Genomic DNA, 24977 nt, shown 5'->3' on the forward strand with positions numbered 1-24977 from the left:
GTAACGGAATTACTCGTCGCGCGCTTCAATGACCTGCTTACCACGATAGAAGCCGTCAGGCGACACGTGGTGGCGGCGATGCACTTCACCAGTAGTGACGTCGGTAGACAGCGCAGTGGCGCTCAGCGCGTCGTGTGAACGACGCATGCCACGCCTGGAACGGGTTTTACGACTCTTCTGTACAGCCATGATTCAACTCCTGACCTGTAAACGCAATCCTGAGCTAAAACGCTGCAAGTCATGCGTATGGTTATTGATGAAAATGAAATGCTCTGAAAACCGATTTTGAAACAATAGTTCGAAAACACAGTTCAAAAAAAGCTTTCAGTGCTTCGTGTTCTTAAGACCCGCCAGCACACTGAACGGATTCTCGGCGGATTTCCCGGCCGGCTTTTCTGTGTTGCTGCCAGGCTCCAGGGCTTCAAGATCTTCCCGCGCCGGGCACTCGTCGCGTTCATGGAGCGGGAACGGCGGTAGCACCAACAACAGCTCGTCTTCAACCATAAACCAGAGGTTCGCGTTGAAGTCGTTTGTCAAAAACGGTTCAAGGCTCTGCGGTAGCCGTTGCGCCTGCTCGTCACTGGTTACTAGCCCCAACTCAAAGTGTGAACGCAACGTTACCTGCATTGGCCCCATGCAACGCTGACACTGCAGCTGTACCGGAGCCGCCAGCTCTCCACTTACAACACGGCGACGTTCAGGATCCATCCGAAAGGACAGGCGAACGCTACAAACGGCGTTGTCATCCAGGCCCATAACGGCATCGCGGAAACGGGATAAAGCTCCAGTAGGCACTTCGCCTTCCAGAACCGTATGCTGTTCCGCCAACTTGTATGGATCGACGGATTTGGGTAGCTTGGGATTTATCGCATTTGACATAGGCGCGCAATTCTAGGGGCGACATGGCCCCGTGTCAAAGACTTCATCGGCTTTTAGCCGGGTTTTACAGATAGCCCAACAAGGATACACCATGGCAAACGCATCTTTGCCCCGCAGCGGCCACGCCAAGCAAACCGATAATGACGCTGCGCCCACCCTGGTGCTGGCGTCGTCTTCACCTTGGCGGCGGGAGCTGCTTCAGCGCCTGGGCCTGAATTTCGACTGTGCCAGCCCGAATATTGATGAAAGCTCGGCCAATGGCGAACTTCTCGACAAACCCGGAACACACAGCAATGCCGTGAGCCAGCTCACCCGCAGCAGTGGGCAACAGGTATACTTCTATACCAGCCTCTATTTATTAAACAGCTCTACGGGTGCCAGCCAGCAGCACTGTGAACCTTTCAACGTGCAATTCCGTACCCTGACCTTGGCGGAAATAGAAGCCTACTTGCGGCGCGAGCAGCCCCTGATTGCCCTCAACCGAATGCTCATTAACTGGCACTGCAACCCGCTGCTGCAAAACGCCCGCTAGCGCTTGAGCGCCAACGTATTAACGCAGCTCCAGCTAACGCAACTCCAGGCGCTGCTCGCTGACGTATTGCGCCACACCATGGCCCACCGAAACGCCAAGCTGATCCATCAGATTCCAAAGCGGCGAGCGCGCGCGACTGTAATCAACCAGATTCTCATGGCCGACAATCTGCCGTGCCACATAGGAGGCACTGCCAAGGCCATCAATCAACCCAAGCTCCAGCGCCTGTTCGCCGCTCCAGATCAGGCCACTGAACACTCTTGGGTCGTCTGCCAGGCGATCACCCCGGCCTTGCTGAACGGCCGCAATAAACTGCCCGTGCGTGTTTTCCAGAACGCTTTGCCAGAACGCCACCTCTTCTGGCTTCTCGGCAGAGAACGGGTCTAGAAAACCCTTACTCTCGCCGGCGGTGTACAGCCTGCGCTCTACCCCCAGTTTTCCCATCACTTCGGTAAAACCAAACCCGCCAGCAACCACACCAATGGAACCTACCAGACTGGCGCGATTGGCGTATATTTCATCGGCCGCAGACGCAATGTAGTAAGCACCCGAGGCGCCGATGTCGGAAATTACCGCGTACACTTTCTTGTCGGGATATTCAGCCCGCAGGCGCTTGATTTCGTCGTACACGTAGCCGGATTGCACCGGGCTGCCACCCGGGCTGTTGATGCGCAAAATCACCGCAGCGGCGTCAGGCTCTTCAAACGCCGTGCGCAACGAACTGACAATATTATCGGCGCTGGCCAACTCATCGGCGGCAATGGGCCCATCTACGCCTATCACCGCGGTGTGCATGCCACCGGTCGCACTTTCGAGCCCCTGCCCCAGCGGAAACTTGAACAGCAACACGATCCCGAACAGATACGCAAACGTCAGAAACTTGAAAAAGATGCCCCAACGCCGGCTTCGGCGCTGCTCCACCTGCATCGACATGACCAGTTTATCAATCAGTTTGCGGTCCTGACGGCTCTGCTTTCCTTCGCTTGCGTCGGCTACTGCCGCTGGCTGATCATTCCAGCCTGGCTTGCCGTCGCTTTTGCCTGAATCCCATTCGCTCATTACATATCCTCTATGGTTACTGCCTTATTTTTACAAACCCAAAACCTGACGCAAATCTGTGACCGTTTCAACAATGGCGTGGGGCGCATGCTGGCCCAGTACGTCACGCTTGTGCACCCCCCACTCCACGCCGATGGATGGCATGCCAATGCGTTGCGCCATGTCCAGATCGTAGCGGGTATCGCCAATCATCACCGCCTGTTGGGGCTTGATGCCATAAAACTCCAGAATCCTCGCCAACATCGCCGGGTCTGGCTTTGAGCGGGTTTCATCGGCGCACTGAGTGATCCCAAAATGCGGCCCCAGACCGCTGGAGCTTAGGGCGAAATCCAGCCCGTTCCGATTTTTACCGGTGGCTACAGCACAGTGACGCCCGGCGCCACGCAAATCCACCAGCGTATCGGCAATACCGGCAAACACATTTTGTGGCGTGGTGGCTTTCTTGAAAAAGTGCTCGCGATAGCCCTCACGCATACCAGCGATGCTTGCAGCGCTAATGCCGGGGTATAACTTCTGCAGTGCCTCTTCAATGCCCAGCCCGATAATATCCCGGTAAGCCTCGCGCGCAAGCGCCGGAAAACCCAAGGCGGTCGAGGCCAGGTGCAGACTCTCGGCAATGTGCTCTATCGAGTCCACCAAGGTCCCGTCCCAATCGAAAATAACCACTTTTACGTTCATGAATTGCGTCCTGTGCGGGCTGCAAGTTTCTGTAAGGCCGCCGCGAAGGCGTTGTCATAAGGTGCTTCCAACTTCAGCGCAGGGCCTTGGCCGTTGCTGTCGGGCGGCAAACTCAGCTCCAACGCCCGTGCGTGCAGCATCAGGCGCGAGCCCCCCAATGCGCGAAACGCCTTCAGACTGGCATCGTCCATATATTTGTCGTCACCGGCAATAGGGTGGCCGGCAAAGGCGGCGTGCACGCGAATCTGATGAGTACGGCCGGTGACCGGTGACGCCTCCACCAGGCTGTAACCGTCGTAGCGCTCCAGGCAGCGAAACAACGTCAGCGATTCTTTACCGGAACTGTCCACTTTTACCCGGCGTTCGCCGTTAGCCATCTCATAACGCAGCAACGGCTGAGCCACTTTGCCCATCCCGGCCGGCCAATCGCCAGATACAAGGGCGTGGTAATGCTTACGGATGTGCCTGTGCCGCAGTTCATCTTGCAGGTAACGCAGCGCCGAGCGTTTCTTCGCCACCATCACCAATCCCGAGGTATCCCGGTCAAGCCTGTGCACCAATTCCAGAAATCGCGCTTGTGGTCGCCCGGCCCGCAGCACCTCAATCAGCCCGAAGCTCAAGCCGCTGCCGCCATGAACCGCAATACCGGACGGTTTATTTACCACCAGCAGCTGTTCGTTCTCAAACACGACAGCCGCCTCTATCACCGCCTTCACCCTATCGCCGGGCGCGGCCTGGGGCACCTTTTCTTTGCGCACCACCGGAGGGATGCGCACTTGATCGCCGGTTTTTACCCGGGTGTCAGGCTTTACGCGGCCTTTGTTAATTCGAACTTCGCCTTTGCGAACAATGCGGTAGATGATACTTTTAGGAACACCCCGCAGTTGCGCCATCAGGAAATTGTCCAGACGCTGGCCGTCATTGTCTTCATCTACGGTTACCCACAACACAGCCGGGCGTGGAGTCTCCGGAGACGGATTTTTCTGCGACATGAAATTCCTTTAAAATGAAGCGGGCAGCGAGCGTTGCTTAGCCCGGGGAATACTGCTATATTCCGATGTGCTACGCCGTTTGTTTACGGCCTGACAGACTCCAGTCAGAAGCCGGAGCGGTTGCAGTATACCGACACTATTTGCGAGTTTGAATTGCAGTGGCTTGCAAGCTTGAAATAGAAGCAGCTCTTAAGTTTGAAATGCAATAGCAATGCCGGGCTCTTAATTGTTACGGCCTTGGCAACAAAAGACTCCCCGCACCCCGGCGCAGAACCAACATTGGCTGCCAACCGGCACGGGAGCCGAAACAAACCTTGCGGAACACCGCCGGGGACGACATAACGAAGATTCATTGCCACGCAAGGCCGGGCCGTCCAGTTTACGAATACGACGTAAGACCAAGCACTTGTGTGAACCTGAAAACGGATAACATGCGCCTACAGACAATCACCTGAACCGATCCTTTCCTGCCCGCGGGCACCGGAATCATCGGCGGTGGTCTTGAACCAACAGAGTTTCGCCCCGTAAGGGCTTGATTCGTCTGGCAGCCTCCACTTCGCTAATGCCTTTCTCGATGGTTTTCTGTTTAAATCAAACGACAGGAATTCATCCTTTCCATGAAAAGAATGCTTATAAATGCAACTCATCCCGAAGAGTTGCGCGTCGCCCTGGTTGACGGCCAGCGTCTGTTTGACCTCGATATCGAATCCAGCTCGCGCGAGCAAAAAAAGGCCAATATCTACAAGGGTAAAATTACCCGCGTAGAGCCCAGCCTGGAAGCCGCATTTGTGGATTTTGGTGCTGATCGTCACGGTTTTCTGCCGTTAAAAGAAATTTCCAAGGAATACTTCAAAAAATCTCCCGGCCAGATCGAAGGCAAGGTCAACATCAAAGATGTGATCGCCGAAGGCCAGGAAGTGATTGTCCAGGTAGACAAAGAAGAACGCGGCAACAAAGGCGCAGCGCTGACCACCTATATTTCGCTGGCTGGCCGTTACCTGGTGCTGATGCCCAACAACGCCCGTGCCGGTGGTATTTCCCGCCGCATTGAAGGCGAAGAACGGGCCCAGCTTAAAGAAGCCATGAACCAGGTTCAGGTACCCAAGTCTATGGGTATCATTGTTCGCACCGCAGGCATTGGTCGCAACAGCGAAGAGCTGCAATGGGACCTGGATTACCTGGTACAGTTCTGGGAAGCCATTACCCAGGCCGCTGGCGAGCGTAAAGCACCCTTCCTGATTCATCAGGAAAGCAACGTGATTATCCGCGCCGTGCGCGATTACCTGCGCCAAGACATCGGCGAAGTGCTGATTGACGCCGCCGCCGTGCACGAAGACGTGCTGAATTTTGTGCGCGCCGTTATGCCTACCTTTGAAAACAAAATCAAACTGTACAGCGACGAGATCCCGCTGTTCAGCCGATACCAGATCGAAGGCCAAATCGAAACCGCCTTCCAGCGCGAAGTAAAACTGCCGTCTGGCGGCTCTATCGTGATTGACCCGACCGAAGCGCTGGTGTCTATCGACATCAACTCCTCGCGGGCCACGAAAGGCCACGACATAGAAGAAACTGCGCTGCAGACCAACCTGGAAGCCGCTGAAGAAATCGGCCGCCAGCTACGTCTGCGGGATATGGGCGGCTTGATTGTTATCGACTTCATCGATATGACCCCGGCCCGTAACCAGCGCGAAGTGGAAAACAAAATGCGCGAAGCCCTGGAAATCGACCGCGCCCGTGTTCAGGTCGGCAAGATTTCCCGCTTTGGCTTGCTGGAAATGTCGCGTCAGCGTCTGCGTCCGTCACTGGGTGAAACCCGCAGCGAAGTCTGCCCGCGCTGTGAAGGCCAGGGCACCATTCGTGGTATCGAATCCCTGGCGCTGAGCATCATGCGCCTGATTTACGAAGAGTCTTCCAAAGACAAAACCGGCGAAGTACGTGCCGTTGTGCCGGTATCCGTGGCTACCTTCCTGCTGAACGAAAAGCGCAAGCAGCTGGCGACGATTGAAGCCAATCAGGAAGTGTCAATTGTTATCGTGCCGGTTCCGCAAATGGAAACCCCGCACTTTGAAATCATCCGCATGCGCGACGACGAAACCGGTTCCGAGCACGTATCCAGCCATCAGGTGGCTCATGAATACAGTGAGCGCGAAGAGGAAGTCGCTGACGTGACCGTGCAAGAAAAACCCGTGCGCGAACAGGCCGCCGTAAAATCCGTGCGCCCCACCGCGCCCGTGCCTGCGGCAACACCGGCAGCAGCACCCGCTAAAGCCGCAGCCGCAGCCGTGCAAGCCCGCGACGAAGGCATGTTCAGCCGTTTGGGCCGTAAAATTGCGCTTTTCTTCAACGGTGAAGAAGAAAGCCAGCCCGCTGCTGATAGCAGCAGTAGCCGCAATGCCAAACCGGCAGGCAATAGCGACAGCTCCAGGCAGCGCCCCGCGTCAAGCCGTAATGATCGCCAGGACCGTCGCAAAACCCGCGTCGCCCGTGACGACCAGCAAGACAGCCGCGGCCGTGGCCGTGGCGAACGTAGCAGCTCTGGCACTGGCTCTGGCTCTGGCACTGGCTCTAGCTCTAGCTCTAGCTCTAGCTCTAGCTCTAGCTCTAGCTCTAGCTCCAGTAATCGTAACGACGATAGCCGAAGCAATCGCACCGACGACAGCCGCAACAACCGCGGACGCGCTCGCAGTGAAGGTCGCAGCGAAGACAAAACCAACGCGGGCAGCCAGAACAGCAATGCTCAAAGCAGCGGCAACGACACGCGCCGCGATGGTCGCCGCGACAACCAGAATCGTAGCCGCTCCAATCGCGATTCAAGTCGTGACACAAGCCGCGATGGCAATAAGCCAAACGCTGAACAGGCGGATCAGAAGCCGGCTATAGAGCAGAAATCTGCAGAACTCCGCAGCTCAAGCCCAAGCTATAACGACCAGAACGATGCGCAAAGCCCCGCAGTCGCAGGCAAAGCCGGTGGTGACGAAAAACGCCGCAGCAAGCCTCGCCGCAGCCGTGGCCGTGATGGTTCACCGGCAGAGAAACCGGTATCAAACCCGGCTGAGCGCAAGGCAGCTCGCAGTGAAATTCATCAGCAAGACACGCAGCCGGAAACCCGTGACGCAGAAGACCGCGCCAAAGCGAAGGCCAAGGCCGCTGAGAAGCCCGCAGATGCAGAGGACGAAAGCGCGGATAAGCCAACCAAGCCAACCCGCAAGCGCACCCCTGCCCGCAAAGCCAAAGCGACGAAAACAGAACCCGCTAATGAGCAAGAGCCGCAACCCGTAAACACTGACGCCAGCGACAACAATGCAGCTAAAGCCGACACTGCTGCAGAGCAGCCAACAGCAGCAGCACAGGTAGCCGACGTAGCATCCGAAACCCCGGCAGCACCAGTAGCACCAGGCCGCGCTTATAACGACCCACGTGAAGTACGTAAACGCCAGCGCGCAGCGGACGCTGCCAAAAATGGCGGGAGCGAGTAATTATGCTGAACGACGCTGGCATTGAAGCCCTGGAAGAAATTCTGTTTGCAGAGCCCTGGGGTGAAGACGCAGTAGACTTCTTCGGCTTCCACGGTTTGGTGTGTGCCAGCGTTGTAGGACCGGTAGACTTCTCGGTAGACGAGTTGTTTCTGCTGGCCACAGGCGTTGACGCCCTTCCTGGCGGCAAGGTGCCAGACGTGTTCAGTCGCTGTGTGCAGCAACTGAGCGGTGCCATGGCCAACGCGCTGGATATGGGCCTGGCCCTGGAGCTGCCCGAGCCCGAAGACGATGACCCCATGAACGCACTGGAAAACTGGTGCGCCGGGTTCATCGAAACCTTTATGGAACGGGAAGACGCCTGGATGGAAGCCGCCAGCGAAGAAGAAGTGGGCGATTTGATTCTGCCCATGCTGGCGCTGTCAGGCTTATTCGAAGATGAAGACTTCCAGAACGTGCGCGACAGCGAAACCCTGTCGACACAGATGGCAGAAGCGATCCCCGATTCGCTCACCGACCTGTACTTGCTGTTCCACGCGCCGGACTGATTTGGCGCGTTAAGCTATTGCGTTAGCGCGCCCACGCTTATAAAAAGCGGGGCAGCAGAATTAAAGCGCGATGGGTTGCTTGAAATGATGCCAGACGGGTGAAAGCCCCTCTGGCATTTTTTGTATCCGCCCCAACTCTGCCCAAGGCGCTTTCGGCGTATGAAAATCACTGCCTTGGGATGCCCACAAACCCTCGTTCTGGCATAGCTGCACCAAAAAACGGATGTCTGAAGATGTCAGGCCCGGACTGCAAGCTTCCATTCCCTGGCCACCGGCACGCCGGAAATCCGCCACCAGGGCCCGCAGTTTGGTCGCGCTCAAGTCGTACTTACGCGGGTGCGCCAGCACCGCTATACCGCCAGCGTCGTTTACCCAGCGCACCACTTCTGCCAACTCCGGCCAATACGCCTTTACATCTCCCGGCTTGCCTGCGCCCAGGTGACGCTTGAAAGCCTGTGCAATGTTCTTTACCACACCTGCATCCACTAACGCCTGGGCAAAATGTGGGCGCCCTGGCACATCGCCATCGGCGTGTTTGGTCGCGTGCTCTAGCAGATCATCAACCTTCAACCTGGCCAGACGCTCTACAATCACGCCGGCACGGGCGTGGCGATTGGCATTCTGCTGCTGCAATCGCGCCAGAAACTGCGGATCATCTTCGGCAAAGTCCAGGCCTACAATATGAATGGTATGGTTTCTCCAGGCGCAAGACAGTTCAACGCCGGAAATCAGCTCAATAGTGTAATCCTGAGCGGCAAGGCGCGCCGACCTCAAGCCGTTAAGGGTATCGTGATCGGTTAATGCCAGATGGCTAACGCCCTTCTCATGCGCCCGGGCCAGCAAATCAGCGGGGCTTAGAGCGCCGTCTGAGGCAGTACTGTGGCAATGCAGGTCAATGCACAACGGTGATTGTTGCGGTATAGTCGCGTCATGCTGCTGAGTTGGCTGTTGCTGCATAATGGTCACAAGCATTCCTGATTACGGGGAAGGGTAAAAAACGAAAAGCGACCCACTATAACAGCCATCACCGATACGACCGAGCTTAAACACCGAATCTGAACGCCGAACCTAAACGCCGAACCTAAACGAAGAGCGCCCCTTTATGTACTACTCTATTATCAGTGAAGACATCAATAACAGCCTGGCACTTCGCCAAAGCGCCCGCCCGGCTCACCTGGAGCGTTTGCAGGCACTGGCCAATGAAGGCCGCTTATTGGTCGCTGGCCCACACCCGGCCATAGACACCAATGACCCAGGCGATGCCGGCTTCAGTGGCAGCTTGGTAATAGCCGAGTTTGAATCACTTGAACAAGCGCAAAGCTGGGCAGACGCAGACCCTTACGTCAGCGCCGGGGTTTACCAGCAGGTAAAGGTCAAACCGTTCAAACGGGTATTGCCCTAGTGCTCTGCAATAAATATCGGATAAAAGTCGCCATGAGCGTTTGGTAATGAATACACGCTTGATCGATAAAGTCAGTGTGCCAAAATTACGTTCTTATCCATTTTTTGTTCAAACAGAAACTTTCAGGAACCCCGCCCAGTGACCCCTTTTCGTCTGCTTGTTGTCCTCGTTTTTGTGTTCTCGTCCATTGCCGCGGCCCAGGCCAGAACGGTGTGGGTAGACGACAAAATCTACCTGCCGGTGCGCTCTGGCGCAGGCAGCCAGTTCCGGATCATTGAGAACGCCGTTCCCAGTGGCACCGCTATGGAGCTGTTGGAATCCGACCAGGATGGCTACAGCAAAGTACGCACCACCAAAGGCACCGAGGGCTGGGTATCCAGCCAGTACCTGAGCTCGACACCGATTGCCGCAACACAGCTCAAACAGGCGCGTCAGGATCTGGAAACCGCACAGGCGGAAGTACGCCAGATGCAGGACCTACTGGCAAACATAACCGGTGAACGCGACAGTCTGCAAAATTCTGAAAGCAGCCTGGCTGATCGTTCGTCCGAACTTATGGCTGAACTCAAACGTATCAAGAATATCGCCGCCAACTCGATTAATCTTGAGCGCCGCAATGGCGAGTTGCTGGAAGAAAATCAAAAAATCCGTAATGAGCTGGAAGTACTGACAGCTGAAAACGAGCGCATGGCAGCCGGTAAAGAATCAGATTTTATGCTGCTCGGCGCCGGCTTGGTGCTAGGCGGTGTGTTGTTGGCACTGCTGATACCGATGCTAAAACCCACCCGTAAAAGCGACAATTGGGCCTGACTGCTATGAGGGAATATTCAGAAAAGCGTGATTTTCATCGAATGCAGGTGAACACGGATATTGAAATTATAGACAGTAACGGTAATACCTTTGCCGGCGTGTGCCGTGATCTGAGCGCTTCGGGAATGCAGATTCTGGTCGCTCAGAGGATGGCTGTAGGCTCTGAGCTGAGCACCACCCTGCATTCCACCAGCGACAAGTTTCCGCCATTGGAAACCCTGTGCGAGGTGCTGCGCTGCGCTGCGAGCCCGAAGGTGATGGTTTTTTGTTAGGTGTGAATATTGCTGAAGTGACTGACTAGCGAGGTAAGGAATCAAAAGATAGGGGACAGATTTCAAATCTGTCCCCGATTCGTAGTTTGCCAATCAGAGCAGCGCTTTCTCCGACACAATAATGCCGTTGTTATCAGCGTACACAAAATGCCCCGGGTGGAAGGTAACGCCACCAAAGGTTACGGCAATGTTCAGATCGCCAACATCACGCTTTTCAGTTTTGCGCGGGTGGGTTCCCAGCGCTTGCACGCCAAGAGCGGTTTTGGCGATCACGTCGGCGTCACGGACACAGCCATAAATAATCAGCCCCGCCCAACCGTTACTGGCCGCTTTTTCCGCCAGCATATCCCCCAGCAGCGCGTTGCGCTTTGACCCACCGCCGTCGACGACCATTACCCGGCCAAGGCCCGGCAAGCCAACCTGCTGCTTCACCACCGAGTTATCTTCAAAACACTTAACGGTCACAATCTCGCCGCCAAAGTTGTCGATGGCGCCAAAATTGCGAAACCCCGGTTCAACAACCTGTACTTCAGGAAATTCGTCGCACAGATCGGGGGTTATAACCGTTCTTACCGTCAGGCCGTCAGCATCAGACACGTTCTTCTCGGACACAGTGTAATCACTCCTTTTATCAGCACCGGGAAATAGGGGACGGATTTGAAATCCGTCCCCGGTCGGTGGTTTAGGTTCCACCGTATCGTGATAGAACCAGACACGCCGCCTGCATCGATTGCGGGTGCAATGAATGCGATGCAGGCGGCGTCTACTCATCAGTCTGGCTTCTGATCTGCCAGGAAAAACCAGGTATCCAGCACCGAATCCGGGTTCAAAGACACACTGTCAATACCCTGCTCCATCAGCCACTTGGCCAGGTCCGGATGGTCAGACGGGCCCTGACCACAAATACCAATATACTTACCGGCCTTACGGCAGGCCTGAATGGCGCTCGACAAGAGCACTTTTACCGCGTCGTTACGCTCGTCAAACAAGTGGGCAATAATGCCGGAATCCCGGTCCAGGCCCAAAGTAAGCTGGGTAAGATCGTTAGAGCCGATAGAAAAGCCGTCGAAGTGTTCCAGGAACTGATCCGCCAGCAGAGCGTTACTGGGCAGCTCGCACATCATGATCACACGCAGGCCATTCTCGCCCCGCTTCAGACCGTTCTCCGCCAGCAAATCCATAACCTGAGCCGCTTCGCCTACGGTGCGTACAAACGGAATCATCACCTCTACGTTGGTGAAGCCCATCTCGTTACGTACCCGCTTCATGGCACGGCATTCCAGCTCGAAACAGTCGCGGAAGGTTTCAGAGATGTAGCGCGATGCACCGCGGAACCCCAACATCGGGTTTTCTTCATCCGGCTCGTAAAGCGCGCCGCCAATCAGGTTGGCGTACTCGTTAGACTTAAAGTCTGACATACGCACAATCACTTTCTTGGGTGCGAACGCCCCTGCCAGGGTCGAAATACCCTCCACCAGCTTGTCAACATAAAAGTCCACCGGCGAGGAGTACCCGGAAATACGTTTATCGACCGTCTGCTGAATATCCCGCGGCAGAGTGTCGTAGTTCAACAGCGCTTTGGGGTGAACACCAATCATCCGGTTGATGATAAATTCCAGACGGGCCAGGCCAACGCCTTCGTTTGGCAGCGCCTGGAAATCAAAGGCGCGGTCCGGGTTGCCCACGTTCATCATAATCTTGAACGGAATATTGGGCATGGATTCTATGGTGTTTTCGCGCAGTTCAAAGTCCAGCGCGCCCTCATAAATAAACCCGGTATCACCTTCAGCGCAAGAAACCGTCACTTCCTGGCCGTTGTTCAGCAATTCGGTGGCATCGCCACAGCCAACCACCGCAGGAATACCCAGTTCACGGGCAATAATGGCCGCGTGGCAGGTACGGCCGCCACGGTCGGTAACGATGGCGGAGGCGCGCTTCATCACCGGTTCCCAGTCCGGGTCGGTCATGTCGGTAACCAGCACATCGCCGTCTTGCACCTTGTCCATTTCATTGATGCTGGTGATGATTTTCACCGGGCCGGCACCAATCTTGTGGCCAATGCTGCGGCCTTCCACCAGCACCTTGCCGGTCTCTTTCAGCAAGTAGCGCTCCATCACGTTGGCAGAAGCACGGCTTTTTACGGTTTCAGGACGCGCTTGAACAACGTAAATACGGCCATCATCGCCGTCTTTGGCCCATTCGATGTCCATCGGACGCTGGTAGTGCTTTTCAATAATCATCGCCTGCTTGGCCAGCTCTTCCACTTCCGCATCGGTAATGCAGAAGCGGCCACGTTCGGCGGCATCCACCTTCACGGTTTCCACAAACTCACCCTCGGTCGGGTTTGTGTGATAAATCATTTTGATGGCTTTGCTGCCCAGGTTGCGGCGTAGCACCGCAGGGCGGCCAGCGGTCAGCGTGGACTTGTGCACGTAAAATTCGTCAGGGTTCACTGCGCCCTGCACCACGGTTTCGCCCAGCCCATAAGAGCCGGTGACAAACACCACACCGCGGAAACCGGATTCGGTGTCCAGAGTAAACATAACGCCGCTGGAGGCGGTCTCACTGCGCACCATTTTCTGGATGCCTGCCGACAGGGCAACCAGTTTGTGGTCGAAGCCATGGTGAACACGGTAGGAAATCGCGCGGTCGTTAAACAAAGAGGCAAACACTTCTTTCACCGACGTGCGAATCTTGTCCAGACCCACCACGTTCAGGAAGGTTTCCTGCTGGCCCGCAAAAGAGGCGTCTGGCAGGTCTTCCGCGGTGGCGGAGGAGCGCACCGCCACCGCCATTTTAGGGTTGCCGTTCTGTAGCTGGGCATAGGCTTCTGCCAGAGCGTTATCCAGCACTGCGGGGAAGGGCGTATCAATCACCCATTGGCGGATCTTCGCGCCAACGCGGGCCAGTTCGTTAACGTCGTTAACGTCCAGCGCGTCCAGGGTTTCATCAATTTTGTCTTTCAGGCCATTGGTCGCCAGAAACTCACGATAGGCATGAGAGGTCGTCGCGAACCCGCCCGGCACAGTCACGCCCGCATTGGCGAGATTACTGATCATTTCACCGAGGGAAGCGTTCTTTCCGCCTACCCGGTCCACATCAGACATTCCCAGGTGTTCAAACCAAATGATGTAATCGTGCAAAATGCATCTCCCTTGAGTCGGTTTTGCGGAGTGTCGAATGTGGGGTGTCGAATTTGGAGCGTACAATGTGGTGCGTTTAATTTGGTGCGTTGAATTTGGAATGTATAATACTGGAAATTGTGACAATTACCTAGGGAACCGCTCCAACATGAAACGCACCGCATTCTTTCTGTCAGACGGAACAGGCCTGACTGCCGAAGGGCTAGGACACGCGCTGCTGGCTCAGTTCGAGAAAATCGACTTTGAACGCATCACCGTTCCTTACATTGATGACGAGAACAAAGCCCACGAAATTGTAGAGCGCATCAACCTGGCCGCTGAAAACGACGATGCCCGTCCCCTGGTATTCGACACCATTGTAAACAGCGATATCCGCAGAATTGTGTCTACCGCAAACGGCTTTATGGTGGATATATTCGGAACGTTTTTAAACCCGCTGGAACAGGAACTGCAATCCGCATCGTCCTACACCGTGGGCAAATCACACTCCATTGTGAACGGCGACAATTACGAACGCCGTATAAACGCAGTGAACTTTGCACTGGATAACGACGACGGCGCGCGCATTCGCCATTACGACGAAGCCGATCTGATTCTGGTGGGCGCATCGCGCAGCGGCAAAACACCCACCTGTTTGTATCTGGCTCTGCAATACGGCGTGAAAGCGGCCAATTACCCGATCACCGAAGAAGACCTGACAGACCAGCAGCTACCAAAAGCACTGCGGGCCCACAAACAGAAAGTGTTCGGCCTGACCATCGAGCCGGAACGGCTGGCCACCATTCGCAACGAACGCAAACCAAACTCCCGCTACGCGTCCATCAGCCAATGCATGCATGAAATTGAGGAAATAGAACTGATATACCGCCGCGAGCGCGTGCCATTCATGAACACCACGGCTTACTCGGTGGAAGAAATATCGACCCGCATTATGGTAGCCACCGGGCTCAAACGAAATCGCTGAGCCCGGGTTGCTTCTTTGCTAAAGCCCGCCTTACAGCTCCTGAATACCCAGGCCCAACTGCTCCACCAGCGCGCGATTGTCGGCGCTGGTGACCACCGCAGTGCTGGCTTTTTCTGGCGCCAGCCAATCCGCAGCCACCCGCTTCAGGTCGTCAATCGTGGTAGCAAGAACCCGCTCGCGGAAACGCCCACGCTGCTCGGCGCTGCGGCCAAACAATGCACTGTGAAACGCATGGCGCGCTGCGCCGGCCGGTGAATGGGGTTTGTCCAGCTGGCCGATCACGCCCAGAATAGACTCTTCCAAATCTTGATGGCTGTGATCAGCTTCCACCAACCACTCCAGAGCTTTGTCAAAATCCGCCAGGGTATCTGCCAGGCGCGGGTCGCGGTAAGAGAAGAACTTGAACGTGCCGTTCACGCTGTCCTGCGCTGCACCGCCGCCATAAGCACCGCCTTTCTCGCGGATGGCACGGTGCAAATAACCGTTACGCAAGAATCCGCCCAGCACCGTCAACGCGGCCGCATCCGGGTGATCAACCGCCACCGTGGGATAGGCTTTCGCGCAGAAGTTAACCTGGGTTGAAGTCAGCCAGGCTTCATGGGTGGTGTAATTCACGGGCGTCATGCGCCACGCGCTGTCTGGCGCAGACTCCGCGTTTTGCCACAGGCCTTTCACATCGTCCAGCATCGGCTGCAGTTGCTCGTCTTCACCAATCAACAGGAACTGGCGGCCTTGCTTGCCAACCTTCTGATGCAAATCCGCCAGCTTTTGGCAGAACGCCTTCAGCTCGGACGGCTCTTTCAGGGATTTATCCAATGATTTGGTGCGGCGAATGGCTTCCAGCCCGCCCAGGCGGAAACTCAACCAGGCGCCCGGGCTCATGCCCTGGGCCGCGGCGCTCATGGCCAACGCATGGCCACTGCCAGTAACGGCTTGTTCACGGCGGGCGCGAATCTGGGCAATAATTTCCGCAATGCGGCCGGTTTCGTCAAAACGGGCGTTGCTGTAAACGTCTTTCAGCAAACGGGCCAAGGCGTCACTGTTGCGTGCTAGGGCCTTGCCGCTGAACACCAGATAACCGGACATATCCTGCACGTTGTCAATCTTGCCCTTGCTGACAAAACCGGCCGAAATGCCGCCGGTCTCCGCGGAAATGCGATCTTGCATTTGCAAGTAATCCAACTCGCCACAACCCACCTCTGAAATCAGTGTGGTGTAGTAAGGCATCAGCGCCAACTCTTCTTCATTCAACGAAGGCAATGGCAACACTACCTGCTGATAAACCAAACCGTTGGTACCGCGGGCATAAACCGTGGCCGACAAGTCGCCATCAAAACGGCCTTCCGGCTCTGGCATCTGTAAGGGCACATCGGTCAAATCCACCTTCGGCAGAATAGAATCGTCGTCTTTGCGGGTTTGACGATCTTCCAGGGCCTGGGCGCGCTCAACGATCTGTGCGGCTTCTTCGTCGCTCAGCTTGGCTTTGCGCTGCGCCAGGGAAGCACGGATAGACTCGGTACGCAGGCCTTCCAGCTTGTCGTCCGGGCGCAGGGTTAGGGTTACCCGGTGAGGGTTATCCAACAACTTGCGGCGAATCAGATTCGGCACAAACTGCGGGTCCTGAATTTTCTCCCGCAGACGAGCCAGAACCGGCTCCAGATCCAGCAGATCCACCGGGTCACCGCCGTGCACCATTGGCGAAATGGCGGACATAATCAACTGCAAACCGTAGGGGAAACCGTCACCGGAAATTTCGCGCTGGTGCAATTCCAACTGGTGCAAAATCGCTTCCAATCGTTCACTGCTAACGCCGTCTTCAACAACCTTCTTCAAGGTGTCTTCAATCAGCTCTTCAAGCGCCTGTTGCTGCTCCGGCTCGCTGCCTTCTATACCGCACACGAACGTCATTTCACGGTTGGAATCTTCCAGCCCGCACAAAGGCGAAGGCGCCTGGCCCAGCTCGGTGGTTTCCAAAGCGCGCATCAGCGGTGACGCGCTGTTATCCAGCAGCACCGAAGACAACAACTGGCCCTCCAGGTTTTCTTCCAGATCAAAACTGTGGCCCAGCAACCAGCCCATCACAATGTGGGTTTTGGCTTCCGTCGGCTCGCCTTCATTCACGGCATAAGCCTGTTCTACCCGCAACGGCGCAAACATCCGCTTTTCATCGTACACCGGTAGTTTTACATCCAGTTTGTCGAAACGCTTGAGCACCAATTCTTCGAAACGCTCCTGATGCTCATGGGCCGGAATATTACCGTAGGTCGCAAAAATCGCATTACTGGGGTGGTAATGGTGTTTGTAGAACGCCAGCAGGTCGTCATAAGACAAATCGGTAATGTGATCCGGCTCGCCACCGCTGTTGTAATGGTAGGTGGTGGTGGGAAACAGATGGCTGGACAGGTTCTGCCATAGCTGAGACGTGGCCGAACTCATAGCGCCCTTCATCTCGTTGTAAACCACACCGCGGTATACCAAATCGCTGGTCGGATCTTCCGGCTTGTCGAACTCAAGGCGGTGGCCTTCCTGGGCAAAATCCAGTTTGTCCAGCTTGGAGAAAAACACCGAATCCAGATACACGTCCAGCAGGTTGTCAAAATCTTTGCGGTTCATGCTGGCGAACGGGTAGGCGGTCCAGTCACTGCTGGTGAACGCGTTCATAAAGGTATTCAGCGAACGGCGAATCATCATAAAGAACGGATCGCGTACCGGATAACGCTCGCTGCCGCACAATGCGGTATGCTCCAGAATGTGAGCCACGCCGGATGAGTCCATCGGAAACGTACGCAAGGCCACAAAGAACACGTTTTCGTCGTTGTCTGCGGCCATGTGCAAGTGGCGCGCGCCCGTCTTTATATGGCGGTATTCTTCAACATCCAGATTCAGGGTGCCGATGTGGTGGGAACGGATTTTTTCAAACGCCGGGTGCATTGCGTTGTCAGATGTTGCAGCCATTCAAACTGTCCTGTTGTTGACTCGAGAAACGAATCGAGAGATGAATCGAGAGTTAAACCGAGAGTGAACCAATTATGGGTTACGCGGTAAAATCGTTACACGCTGGCACTGTTGCAAGGTGATACGCTATAAACAGATACGATGTAAGAAGCGCAAAGGTACAGGGTAACACGGGTTATCCGTTATCATGCAGCACACCCGGTGCAACAAGGTTATTGCTATCACTATGAGCACAATAGAAAATACCCCCGGCAACCCCGCAGACTCACAAGCACCAAAACCGTCCCCGGCATTGAGCACCAGCCAGGCGCCTGGCGACCCGGTTCCGGCCCGTGAAGTGGCCGCTTACTGGGATGAACGCAGGCGCTACCTGAAAAGCATCCGCAAAACGCCGGCTGTGCGCCATCACTACTGGCGAGCCATGGGGGTTTATCTGTTGCGGCGGATATTGTGGTCATTCGGATTTTTTCCGGTGTTTTTCGCCTTCTGGATTCCGCTGGTGCTGGCCCAATTTAATCCGGTTGTGCTGGCCAATGATATGATTGCGCTGCTGCAGGACTTCACCAACAGTAATCCGGAACTGCAGGCCAACACCCTCAGCACCCTGGTGATCGCCTGGGCGTCTATCGGAGGCTTTTTTCTGATCTTTGATTTTGTACTGTCGCCCTTCCGCTCGCCCTATGAATACGAAGCCGACGTATACATGCGCGCCTGGGAGCACCAAAACAGCACGCCGAGCTCTCCAACTAGGGCGTCAACCAGCGCGTCACCCATTACATCGCCCATCACATTTTCTAACACTACATCTAACACTGCGGAAGCTCCATGAATCACCTGTTTGTAGACAACCTCACCGTCATCGACTTCGCCTACCTGAGCGCTACCCGCGGCTTAGTGGGTGAAAGCTGGATTGCCGACATTGTTCTGGGCGGCGAGCTGGACGAACAGGGCATGGTGTTCGATTTTTCACACGTCAAACGTGTGATCAAGCAGGTGATCGACGCCCAGGTAGACCACCGCCTGGTAGTACCAAAAGGCCACCCGGGGTTGTTGCGAAATGACCAAACACCCCAGCACTTTGTGTGGCCGCTTACCAACGGCGAACAGATCGCCCACACCGGCCCGGATGAAGCCGTGCTTTGGCTGGCCGGCGATACTGTCACCAAAGCGGCTGTTGCGACCCTGCTTGAACACGAACTGAAAGCCGTACTGCCAAACAACGTGATATCCGTAGACGTACACCTGCGCGAAGAAGTGCTTGAAGGGCCTTACTACCACTATGTGCACGGCCTGAAAAAGCACCTGGGCAACTGCCAGCGCATCGCCCACGGCCATCGCTCACCCATTTGCATCCACCGCAACGAACAGCGCGACACCGCCCTGGAAGCGCTCTGGGCAGAACTGTGGAAAGACATCTACGTAGGCACCGAAGAAGACATCAGCCGCCGCTTTGTGGACGACAATGGCGCCGAATACATCCACTTCGAATACGAAGCCAACCAGGGCGAATTCGCCCTGACCCTACCCGCCAGCCGCGTGTACATGATGGACACAGACACCACGGTGGAACTGATCGCCGGGCACATCGCCGATCAGCTGAAGCAGGAGTTTCCTGAAGATTCGATTCGGGTGAAGGCGTACGAGGGTGTTGGAAAAGGGGGCATGGCGTCGCGATGAGCCAGACGGGGACAGATTTAAAATCCGTCCCCTTTTAGATAGAAGCCTGGGGACAGATTTTAAATCTGTCCCCTTCAAGCTTGAACCTATATTACAGGCACAAAAAAACCACCCAAAGGTGGTTTTTTGATGGCTTGCCGGTGGACTAAACCTGCAAGCCGTATTGGCGTCCCCTAGGGGGTTCGAACCCCTGTTGCCGCCGTGAAAGGGCGGAGTCCTAGGCCGCTAGACGAAGGGGACTAGAAAAAAATTGGTGGAGCCAGACGGGATCGAACCGTCGACCTCAACACTGCCAGTGTTGCGCTCTCCCAGCTGAGCTATGGCCCCCAACGGATGCGTATATTAAGGATCGACCCCTGAGCCGTCAACCCTTTTCTGTCACTTTTTTCAGGTGTGTCGAAAACCGCCGGCATCTCTGCCGCTCGCGTTTAATAATTAAACAAATAGCGCTTACCGATTGAACAGATTGATTATTCAGCAATCAACGCAGCGTATTCTTTCTCTACCTTTTTGGTTTCCTTCTTGGAAAAACCACCCAAAATTTCCAACGCATGGCGCAAACGCGCACGGGTCATGTCTGGCCCCAACTGTTCCATAGAGTCCATCACCGACCAGGAATTCGGCGTACCGGCAATCGCCACGAACACAGCGAACATGAAATCGCCCATTTTCAGGTCCATCGCCTTGGCCAGGAACTTCACATCGGCAAATATGTTGTCTTTACTCCAGTGGCGCTGAGCCTCCAGGTGCCACAGTGTGAACTGCAGTACCCGCTTCACCTGCCCTTCTTCCAATTTGTTGTGGGCGAAGCTCTCTGGCGTCAACGACAACATGCCGCTGAACATGAACTGGGCCATCGGCGCCACATCCGAGAACACGTCGGCGCGGCCCTTCACAAACGGCACCAGCGCAGCCAAATCGTTCTGATTGAACCACCACTGACTCATACGCTGCAGAAACTGCTCGTCGCTGAGCTCTTCCCGCAGCCACAGGCCGTTCAGCCAGCGCAGTTTCTCAACATCAAACACCGGGCCACCCAGCGACACTCGCTGAATATCAAAATCACTGATCATCTCGTCCAGAGTGAACTTCTCGCGCTCATCCGGCATCGACCAGCCCATGCGGCCCAGGTAATTGGTCACCGCTTCCGGCAAAAATCCCATGCGCTCATAGAAATTGATGCTGGTAGGATTCTTGCGCTTGGACAGTTTGCTCTTGTCCGGGTTACGCAGCAGCGGCAAGTGACACAGCACCGGCATGTCCCAGCCGAAATACTCATAAAGCAGCTTGTGCTTGGGCGCCGAGTTAATCCATTCCTCACCGCGCAGCACGTGGGTGATTTCCATCAGGTGGTCGTCCACCACGTTCGCCAGGTGATACGTGGGCATGCCGTCAGACTTCAATAGAATCTGACAGTCCACCTGAGCCCAGTCAATCTCGATGGTACCGCGCAGCATATCGGCAATTTCGCACACGCCTTCGTCGGGCACCTTCATGCGGATCACATAGGGGTCGCCCGCTTCCCGGCGACGATGCACCTCTTCCGGTGACAACTCCAGATTGCCCTTAATACCCGGATTCAGGCCCGCGGCCTTGCGCTCTTCACGAATCACATCCAGCTCTTCCGGCGTGCGGAAGCAATAGAACGCGTGGCCGGCCGTAACCAGGTCTTCCGCGTACTGGGCGTAAGAATCCTTGCGCTCCGACTGACGATAAGGGCCGTGGGGGCCGCCCACATCGGGGCCTTCATCCCAGTTCAAGCCAAGCCAGCGCAGCGCAGTCAAAATTTCCTGTTCGGATTCCGGTGTACTGCGGGCCTGATCGGTGTCTTCAATGCGCAAAATAAACTGGCCACCGTGCTGGCGCGCAAAACACAGGTTGAACAGGGCCACGTAAGCGGTGCCAACGTGCGGATCGCCAGTGGGTGACGGGGCAATTCGGGTACGTACTAAAGTCATGGGTAATTCCTGAAATAAATTCCCGAGAATAGCCTGGGAATAAGAGCATTATAACGGCCAAACCGGCAAACCGCATTGTCACCAACGCTTTCGCTTCAGTCGGCATTTGCGCCGCACCTCGTTAATGTAATATTATAACATTCTTAAAGCGATCAACGGCTCACCCGCCGCCTACCCTGACAAATCTGAATGGAACACCAAACCATGAACACCCAACTGCGCCTGCCCCGTGCCGCTTTTATGACCGGCCTGATAACACTCGCCGCTGCCCTGCCCGCAGCCGCCGAAACAAACATAGTCACCTCCATCAAACCGCTGGAACTGCTGGTACGCGCCGTAGCCACCGATGACGTCACTGTTACCAGCCTCGTCGCCCCGGGCGGCAGCCCGCACAACTACACCCTGCGCCCGTCCCAACGCCGCGCCCTCGAGCAGGCCGATGCCATCTTCTGGGTAGGGCCGGAGGTGGAAAGCTTTCTTACCCGCCTACTGGCCAATAACGAATTCAGCGGCAGAACCCATCAGTTGATGGGCCAGACGGACAACCACAGTGAAGAAGCCCCCCACGCCGACGATGATCAAAGCCGTGAGCATAATGACCATCACGAACACCAAACTGGCGAAGAAAAACACAATGGTCACAGTGACGAGCATGCCCAGACAGATGATGAACACAATCACGACCACGGCACGGGTGACGACCCACACATTTGGGTAGACCCACAACACGCCCTTGAAATGGCCCGCGCCATTGCACAAACACTGTCAAAACTGGACAGCACCAACGCCCAGGTCATCCAGCAAAACCTGCAAGCGTTTGAACAACGCCTGAATGCCCGCGAAGCCAGCATCCGCGAGCAACTCGAACCGCTGCAAAACCGGAAACTGTTCTCCTACCACAGCGCCTTCACCCGCTTCGCCGAACACTACGGCCTGCAACTGCAAGGCGTGCTCACACTAAACCCGGCACTCAGCCCCGGCGCCAAACACATCGCCGAAGTACAAAACCAGCTAAAACAAGCCGGCAGCGCCTGCCTGCTCACCGAACCCCAGTTCAACACTCAATGGTGGAAAAGCATTACAGAGGGCCTAGACATCACCTTCAGCACCTGGGACCCACTGGCCACAGACATACCCGCAACGCCCGAAGGCTATGAGCAGTTCCAACAAAGCATCGCCGATGCCGTGCTGAACTGCCGCTAGGATAAGAGGACGAACCAGGGGACGGATTTCAAATCCGTCCCCGCATTAAGCTCTACCTTGGGGACAGATTTGAAATCTGTCCCGGCATTAAGCTTTATGAGAAACTGCTCCCCCAAAAAGGAGCCTCAGCCATGCCCGAGCACAGCCCATCACCCAATCACCACCCCGCCACCCGCATCATTCACAACCGGCGCCATCGGGACCAGCAAGGCAGCCCTTACTCGCCGGTATACAACACCACCACCTACCGTTTCGACACCACCGCCGAACAGCTGGCCGTGGTAAAAGGTGAAAACGACGGCAACCTGTACACCCGCTGGGGCACCAACCCCACCATTAAAGAGCTGGAACAGGGCCTGGCGCAGCTGGAATCAGCACAGGCCGGATTGGCGTTTGCCTCCGGCATGGCGGCCATTTCCGCCACCCTGTTTGCCCATGGCCGCAACGGCATAGTGTGCGTGGGCGATCTGTACGGCGGCACCCAGGAACTGCTGGTGAATCATTTCGAGCCCCTGGGCATTCCCTTTATCTTCCTTCTGAACCAACAGCTGGATGAGCTGGAACAGCATCTGACCAAACCCGGCATGCTGGTGTACTGCGAAACCCCGGCCAACCCAACCATGGCCATACTAGACATCGCCGACCTGGCCCGCCGTGCCCACGCCAAGGGCACCTTATTGGCCGTCGACAACACCTTCGCCAGCCCCATCAACCAGCGCCCGCTGGAACTGGGCGCTGACCTGGTCATGCACAGCGCCACAAAATACCTGGCCGGCCACAGCGACTTAACCGCCGGCGCCTTCATGTCCAGCGCAGAACTCGCCAAACCCGTCGCCGCCTGGCGTAAAAGCCTGGGCCAGATACTGGCACCGGAAATGGCCGCGCTTCTGTCGCGCAGCCTGCGCACCCTGCATGTACGAGTCCGCCAGCACAACGAAAACGCCATGGCCGTCGCCATCGCCATGGAAAAACACCCGAAAGTCAGCCGCGTACTCTACCCCGGCCTGCCAGATTTCCCCGGCCACCCACTCGCCAAACAACAAATGCACGGCTTCGGCGGCATGCTTAGTATTGATGTCGTAGGCGGCGGCAAAGCCGCAGAATGTGTCGAAGACCACCTGCAAGTCTTCCTGCTAGCCACCAGCCTGGGCGGCGTAGAAAGCCTCGTCAGCCAGCCAATCGCCACCAGCCACTACCGCTTGACACCCGAAGACCGGGCACAAAGGGGAATCAGCGATGGCCTACTGCGATTGTCAGTGGGGCTTGAAGATGCGGGGGATTTGATTGCAGATCTGGAGCAGGCGCTGGCAAGCTTGGCGGAGTGACCGTGTTCCCGGGGACGGATTTCAAATCTGTCCTTTTTTTCGAACACCGGGGACAGATTTAGAAATCTGTCCCCTTTTCAGTCAACGCATCCAACCCCATTGCCTCGCCAATATGACGATTTCGGAGCTTTTCGTCATTCGTCACCAATACGTATCCCCCAACCATGGCTGTTGCGGAGATAATGCTGTCCGGGAGTTTTAATGAGGTTGCTCTGCGGATTTTGATGGCTGATTCCTGAACGGACTGCCTAAGCTCAATCACAGGCAATACTGACAAAGCTGCTCTGAGCTTTTGCTCGTCTTCTTGCGACATCTGAGGCCAGGAGAGCAACTCCATCTTAGTAATCACTGATACCGCGTAATGCCCTTTGGATAACTTGAGTTTGCGGTCGATTGCATAAATGAGGGCGTTGGTGTCTAGCAGGTACTTACCACTCATCTCTCATTGTCCTTTGAAGTTCTAGCGCATCTCTTCCCGAGAAGGCTTTAATCTCTGTGTTGCTGAAATCCAGCTCTACCTCGGGCTCACCCATAAGGCGTTCGTCGTTTACCGTAAGCACCACTCTGACGTGAGCGCTGTCCAACAGGCGATACTTCTCCGGTAGTTTTACTGTGCCGTTTCGAATATCCGCTTCAAATTCTATTGCGTACATGGTGCAGCCTCCGGCTGTTCATTATTTGAACAGCGTAACACGTTATAGCCGTTTGTCTCCGGGACAGATTTCAAATCTGTCCCCGTTTCTCCTTTCCCGCCCTCGGGACAGATTTCAAATCTGTCCCGGCTTTACCCACTGTCCCGGCTGACCCCGCTTTATCGGTCGCCCCAGCCACCCCAGACCGCGGACTCAAATTCCACACCAAGTCCCCAACACCGCCATTAGGCGCAAAACCCGTAGGCGCCGTTTTAAGAATCAACAACACACCCTCACAATCAAACGCCTGGCTTGCGTGTTGAAGCTGTTTCACCTTAAAACTGGATATCCATCCAGTGCGGGAAGGGGGAGTGCCTGTCCATGAAAATTCATAAATTCATGAAAATTGCCGACCAAGATGACTTCCGAGAACGCAGCAAGAACGAGTGCCTGTCCATGCGTCGTCGCGTCCCTT

General features: G+C 55.7%; 23 protein-coding genes and 2 tRNA genes. 11 read left to right on the forward strand and 14 right to left on the reverse strand.

Annotated features, from left to right (window positions below):
• Positions 1 to 9 precede the first annotated feature (9 nt).
• Both rpmF and A3OI_RS0105740 read right to left on the reverse strand, forming a co-directional pair.
• Positions 10 to 189, reverse strand: a complete 180-nt coding sequence (gene rpmF / locus A3OI_RS0105735) for a 50S ribosomal protein L32 (RefSeq protein WP_007351786.1) — start codon at positions 187 to 189, stop codon at positions 10 to 12.
• Between the two features lie 135 nt (positions 190 to 324).
• Complete coding sequence (locus A3OI_RS0105740; protein ID WP_018403356.1) at positions 325 to 879, reverse strand: YceD family protein; 555 nt, start codon at positions 877 to 879, stop codon at positions 325 to 327.
• 91 nt (positions 880 to 970) lie between these two features.
• Here A3OI_RS0105740 and A3OI_RS0105745 point away from each other — a divergent pair, with 91 nt between their 5' ends.
• Positions 971 to 1411, forward strand: coding sequence for a Maf family protein (locus A3OI_RS0105745; RefSeq protein WP_018403357.1), 441 nt, complete (start codon positions 971 to 973; stop codon positions 1409 to 1411).
• A gap of 33 nt (positions 1412 to 1444) precedes the next feature.
• Here A3OI_RS0105745 and A3OI_RS0105750 read toward each other — a convergent pair whose 3' ends face one another.
• Genes A3OI_RS0105750 through rluC form a run of 3 tightly spaced genes read right to left on the reverse strand, consistent with a single transcriptional unit; the run spans position 1445 to position 4140 of the window.
• On the reverse strand, positions 1445 to 2470 hold the full coding sequence (locus A3OI_RS0105750) for a S49 family peptidase (protein WP_018403358.1): 1026 nt from the start codon (positions 2468 to 2470) through the stop codon (positions 1445 to 1447).
• 30 nt (positions 2471 to 2500) lie between these two features.
• The gene (locus tag A3OI_RS0105755; RefSeq protein WP_018403359.1) at positions 2501 to 3148 is read right to left on the reverse strand and encodes an HAD family hydrolase; all 648 of its coding nucleotides are present in this window, start codon (positions 3146 to 3148) and stop codon (positions 2501 to 2503) included.
• Positions 3145 to 4140: a 23S rRNA pseudouridine(955/2504/2580) synthase RluC gene (gene rluC, locus A3OI_RS0105760; RefSeq protein WP_018403360.1), complete on the reverse strand. Its 996-nt coding sequence runs from the start codon at positions 4138 to 4140 to the stop codon at positions 3145 to 3147. Before rluC ends, A3OI_RS0105755 begins: the two co-directional genes overlap by 4 nt.
• Positions 4141 to 4757: 617 nt before the next feature.
• On the opposite strand from rluC, the gene rne reads away from it, so the two are divergent.
• Positions 4758 to 7616, forward strand: coding sequence for a ribonuclease E (rne, locus tag A3OI_RS0105765; protein ID WP_018403361.1), 2859 nt, complete (start codon positions 4758 to 4760; stop codon positions 7614 to 7616).
• 2 nt (positions 7617 to 7618) lie between these two features.
• Positions 7619 to 8161, forward strand: coding sequence for a YecA/YgfB family protein (locus A3OI_RS0105770; RefSeq protein WP_018403362.1), 543 nt, complete (start codon positions 7619 to 7621; stop codon positions 8159 to 8161).
• A 60-nt stretch (positions 8162 to 8221) separates the two neighbouring features.
• Here A3OI_RS0105770 and A3OI_RS0105775 read toward each other — a convergent pair whose 3' ends face one another.
• Positions 8222 to 9133, reverse strand: coding sequence for a PHP domain-containing protein (locus A3OI_RS0105775; protein WP_177313686.1), 912 nt, complete (start codon positions 9131 to 9133; stop codon positions 8222 to 8224).
• 130 nt (positions 9134 to 9263) lie between these two features.
• Between A3OI_RS0105775 and A3OI_RS0105780 the strand changes: the two genes are divergently transcribed.
• The 3 genes from A3OI_RS0105780 to A3OI_RS19465 all read left to right on the forward strand — a co-directional run bounded on the left by A3OI_RS0105780 (position 9264) and on the right by A3OI_RS19465 (position 10645).
• Positions 9264 to 9563, forward strand: a complete 300-nt coding sequence (locus A3OI_RS0105780; protein ID WP_018403364.1) for a YciI family protein — start codon at positions 9264 to 9266, stop codon at positions 9561 to 9563.
• Between the two features lie 138 nt (positions 9564 to 9701).
• Positions 9702 to 10373 (forward strand): TIGR04211 family SH3 domain-containing protein, encoded by a 672-nt coding sequence (locus A3OI_RS0105785; protein ID WP_018403365.1) that lies wholly within the window; start codon positions 9702 to 9704, stop codon positions 10371 to 10373.
• A 5-nt stretch (positions 10374 to 10378) separates the two neighbouring features.
• Entirely contained in the window at positions 10379 to 10645 is a 267-nt protein-coding gene (locus A3OI_RS19465) for a PilZ domain-containing protein (RefSeq protein WP_228702905.1), read from the forward strand.
• A gap of 93 nt (positions 10646 to 10738) precedes the next feature.
• On the opposite strand, the gene rraA is transcribed toward A3OI_RS19465, so the two are convergent.
• Positions 10739 to 11257, reverse strand: coding sequence for a ribonuclease E activity regulator RraA (gene rraA / locus A3OI_RS0105795; protein ID WP_018403366.1), 519 nt, complete (start codon positions 11255 to 11257; stop codon positions 10739 to 10741).
• A 158-nt stretch (positions 11258 to 11415) separates the two neighbouring features.
• On the reverse strand, positions 11416 to 13788 hold the full coding sequence (gene ppsA / locus A3OI_RS0105800; RefSeq protein WP_018403367.1) for a phosphoenolpyruvate synthase: 2373 nt from the start codon (positions 13786 to 13788) through the stop codon (positions 11416 to 11418).
• 148 nt (positions 13789 to 13936) lie between these two features.
• On the opposite strand from ppsA, the gene ppsR reads away from it, so the two are divergent.
• Positions 13937 to 14752, forward strand: coding sequence for a posphoenolpyruvate synthetase regulatory kinase/phosphorylase PpsR (gene ppsR / locus A3OI_RS0105805; RefSeq protein ID WP_018403368.1), 816 nt, complete (start codon positions 13937 to 13939; stop codon positions 14750 to 14752).
• Between the two features lie 30 nt (positions 14753 to 14782).
• Here ppsR and A3OI_RS0105810 read toward each other — a convergent pair whose 3' ends face one another.
• Positions 14783 to 17707, reverse strand: coding sequence for an insulinase family protein (locus A3OI_RS0105810; RefSeq protein ID WP_018403369.1), 2925 nt, complete (start codon positions 17705 to 17707; stop codon positions 14783 to 14785).
• A gap of 226 nt (positions 17708 to 17933) precedes the next feature.
• On the opposite strand from A3OI_RS0105810, the gene A3OI_RS19470 reads away from it, so the two are divergent.
• Positions 17934 to 18536 carry a hypothetical protein gene (locus A3OI_RS19470; RefSeq protein WP_228702906.1) on the forward strand — a complete coding sequence of 201 codons (603 nt, stop codon included), beginning with the start codon at positions 17934 to 17936 and terminating at the stop codon, positions 18534 to 18536.
• The gene (locus A3OI_RS0105820) at positions 18533 to 19384 is read left to right on the forward strand and encodes a 6-carboxytetrahydropterin synthase (RefSeq protein WP_018403371.1); all 852 of its coding nucleotides are present in this window, start codon (positions 18533 to 18535) and stop codon (positions 19382 to 19384) included. The genes A3OI_RS19470 and A3OI_RS0105820 overlap by 4 nt, the downstream gene beginning before the upstream one ends.
• 164 nt (positions 19385 to 19548) lie before the next feature.
• Here A3OI_RS0105820 and A3OI_RS0105825 read toward each other — a convergent pair.
• From A3OI_RS0105825 to gltX, 3 genes are all read right to left on the reverse strand, one after another.
• Positions 19549 to 19624 (reverse strand) — tRNA-Glu (locus tag A3OI_RS0105825).
• Positions 19625 to 19635: 11 nt separating this feature from the next.
• Positions 19636 to 19711: transfer RNA gene (locus tag A3OI_RS0105830), tRNA-Ala, on the reverse strand.
• A gap of 143 nt (positions 19712 to 19854) precedes the next feature.
• Complete coding sequence (gene gltX, locus A3OI_RS0105835; RefSeq protein ID WP_018403372.1) at positions 19855 to 21342, reverse strand: glutamate--tRNA ligase; 1488 nt, start codon at positions 21340 to 21342, stop codon at positions 19855 to 19857.
• A 204-nt stretch (positions 21343 to 21546) separates the two neighbouring features.
• Here gltX and A3OI_RS0105840 point away from each other — a divergent pair, with 204 nt between their 5' ends.
• Positions 21547 to 22545: a zinc ABC transporter substrate-binding protein gene (locus tag A3OI_RS0105840; RefSeq protein WP_018403373.1), complete on the forward strand. Its 999-nt coding sequence runs from the start codon at positions 21547 to 21549 to the stop codon at positions 22543 to 22545.
• Positions 22546 to 22676: 131 nt separating this feature from the next.
• Positions 22677 to 23870: a trans-sulfuration enzyme family protein gene (locus A3OI_RS0105845; protein ID WP_018403374.1), complete on the forward strand. Its 1194-nt coding sequence runs from the start codon at positions 22677 to 22679 to the stop codon at positions 23868 to 23870.
• Between the two features lie 58 nt (positions 23871 to 23928).
• Here A3OI_RS0105845 and A3OI_RS0105850 read toward each other — a convergent pair whose 3' ends face one another.
• Both A3OI_RS0105850 and A3OI_RS19475 read right to left on the reverse strand, forming a co-directional pair.
• On the reverse strand, positions 23929 to 24309 hold the full coding sequence (locus A3OI_RS0105850) for a type II toxin-antitoxin system VapC family toxin (protein ID WP_018403375.1): 381 nt from the start codon (positions 24307 to 24309) through the stop codon (positions 23929 to 23931).
• Positions 24299 to 24523, reverse strand: coding sequence for a hypothetical protein (locus tag A3OI_RS19475; protein ID WP_018403376.1), 225 nt, complete (start codon positions 24521 to 24523; stop codon positions 24299 to 24301). Before A3OI_RS19475 ends, A3OI_RS0105850 begins: the two co-directional genes overlap by 11 nt.
• Positions 24524 to 24977 lie beyond the last annotated feature (454 nt).

The organism is Marinobacter gelidimuriae, assembly GCF_000372805.1.
Lineage (GTDB): Bacteria > Pseudomonadota > Gammaproteobacteria > Pseudomonadales > Oleiphilaceae > Marinobacter > Marinobacter gelidimuriae.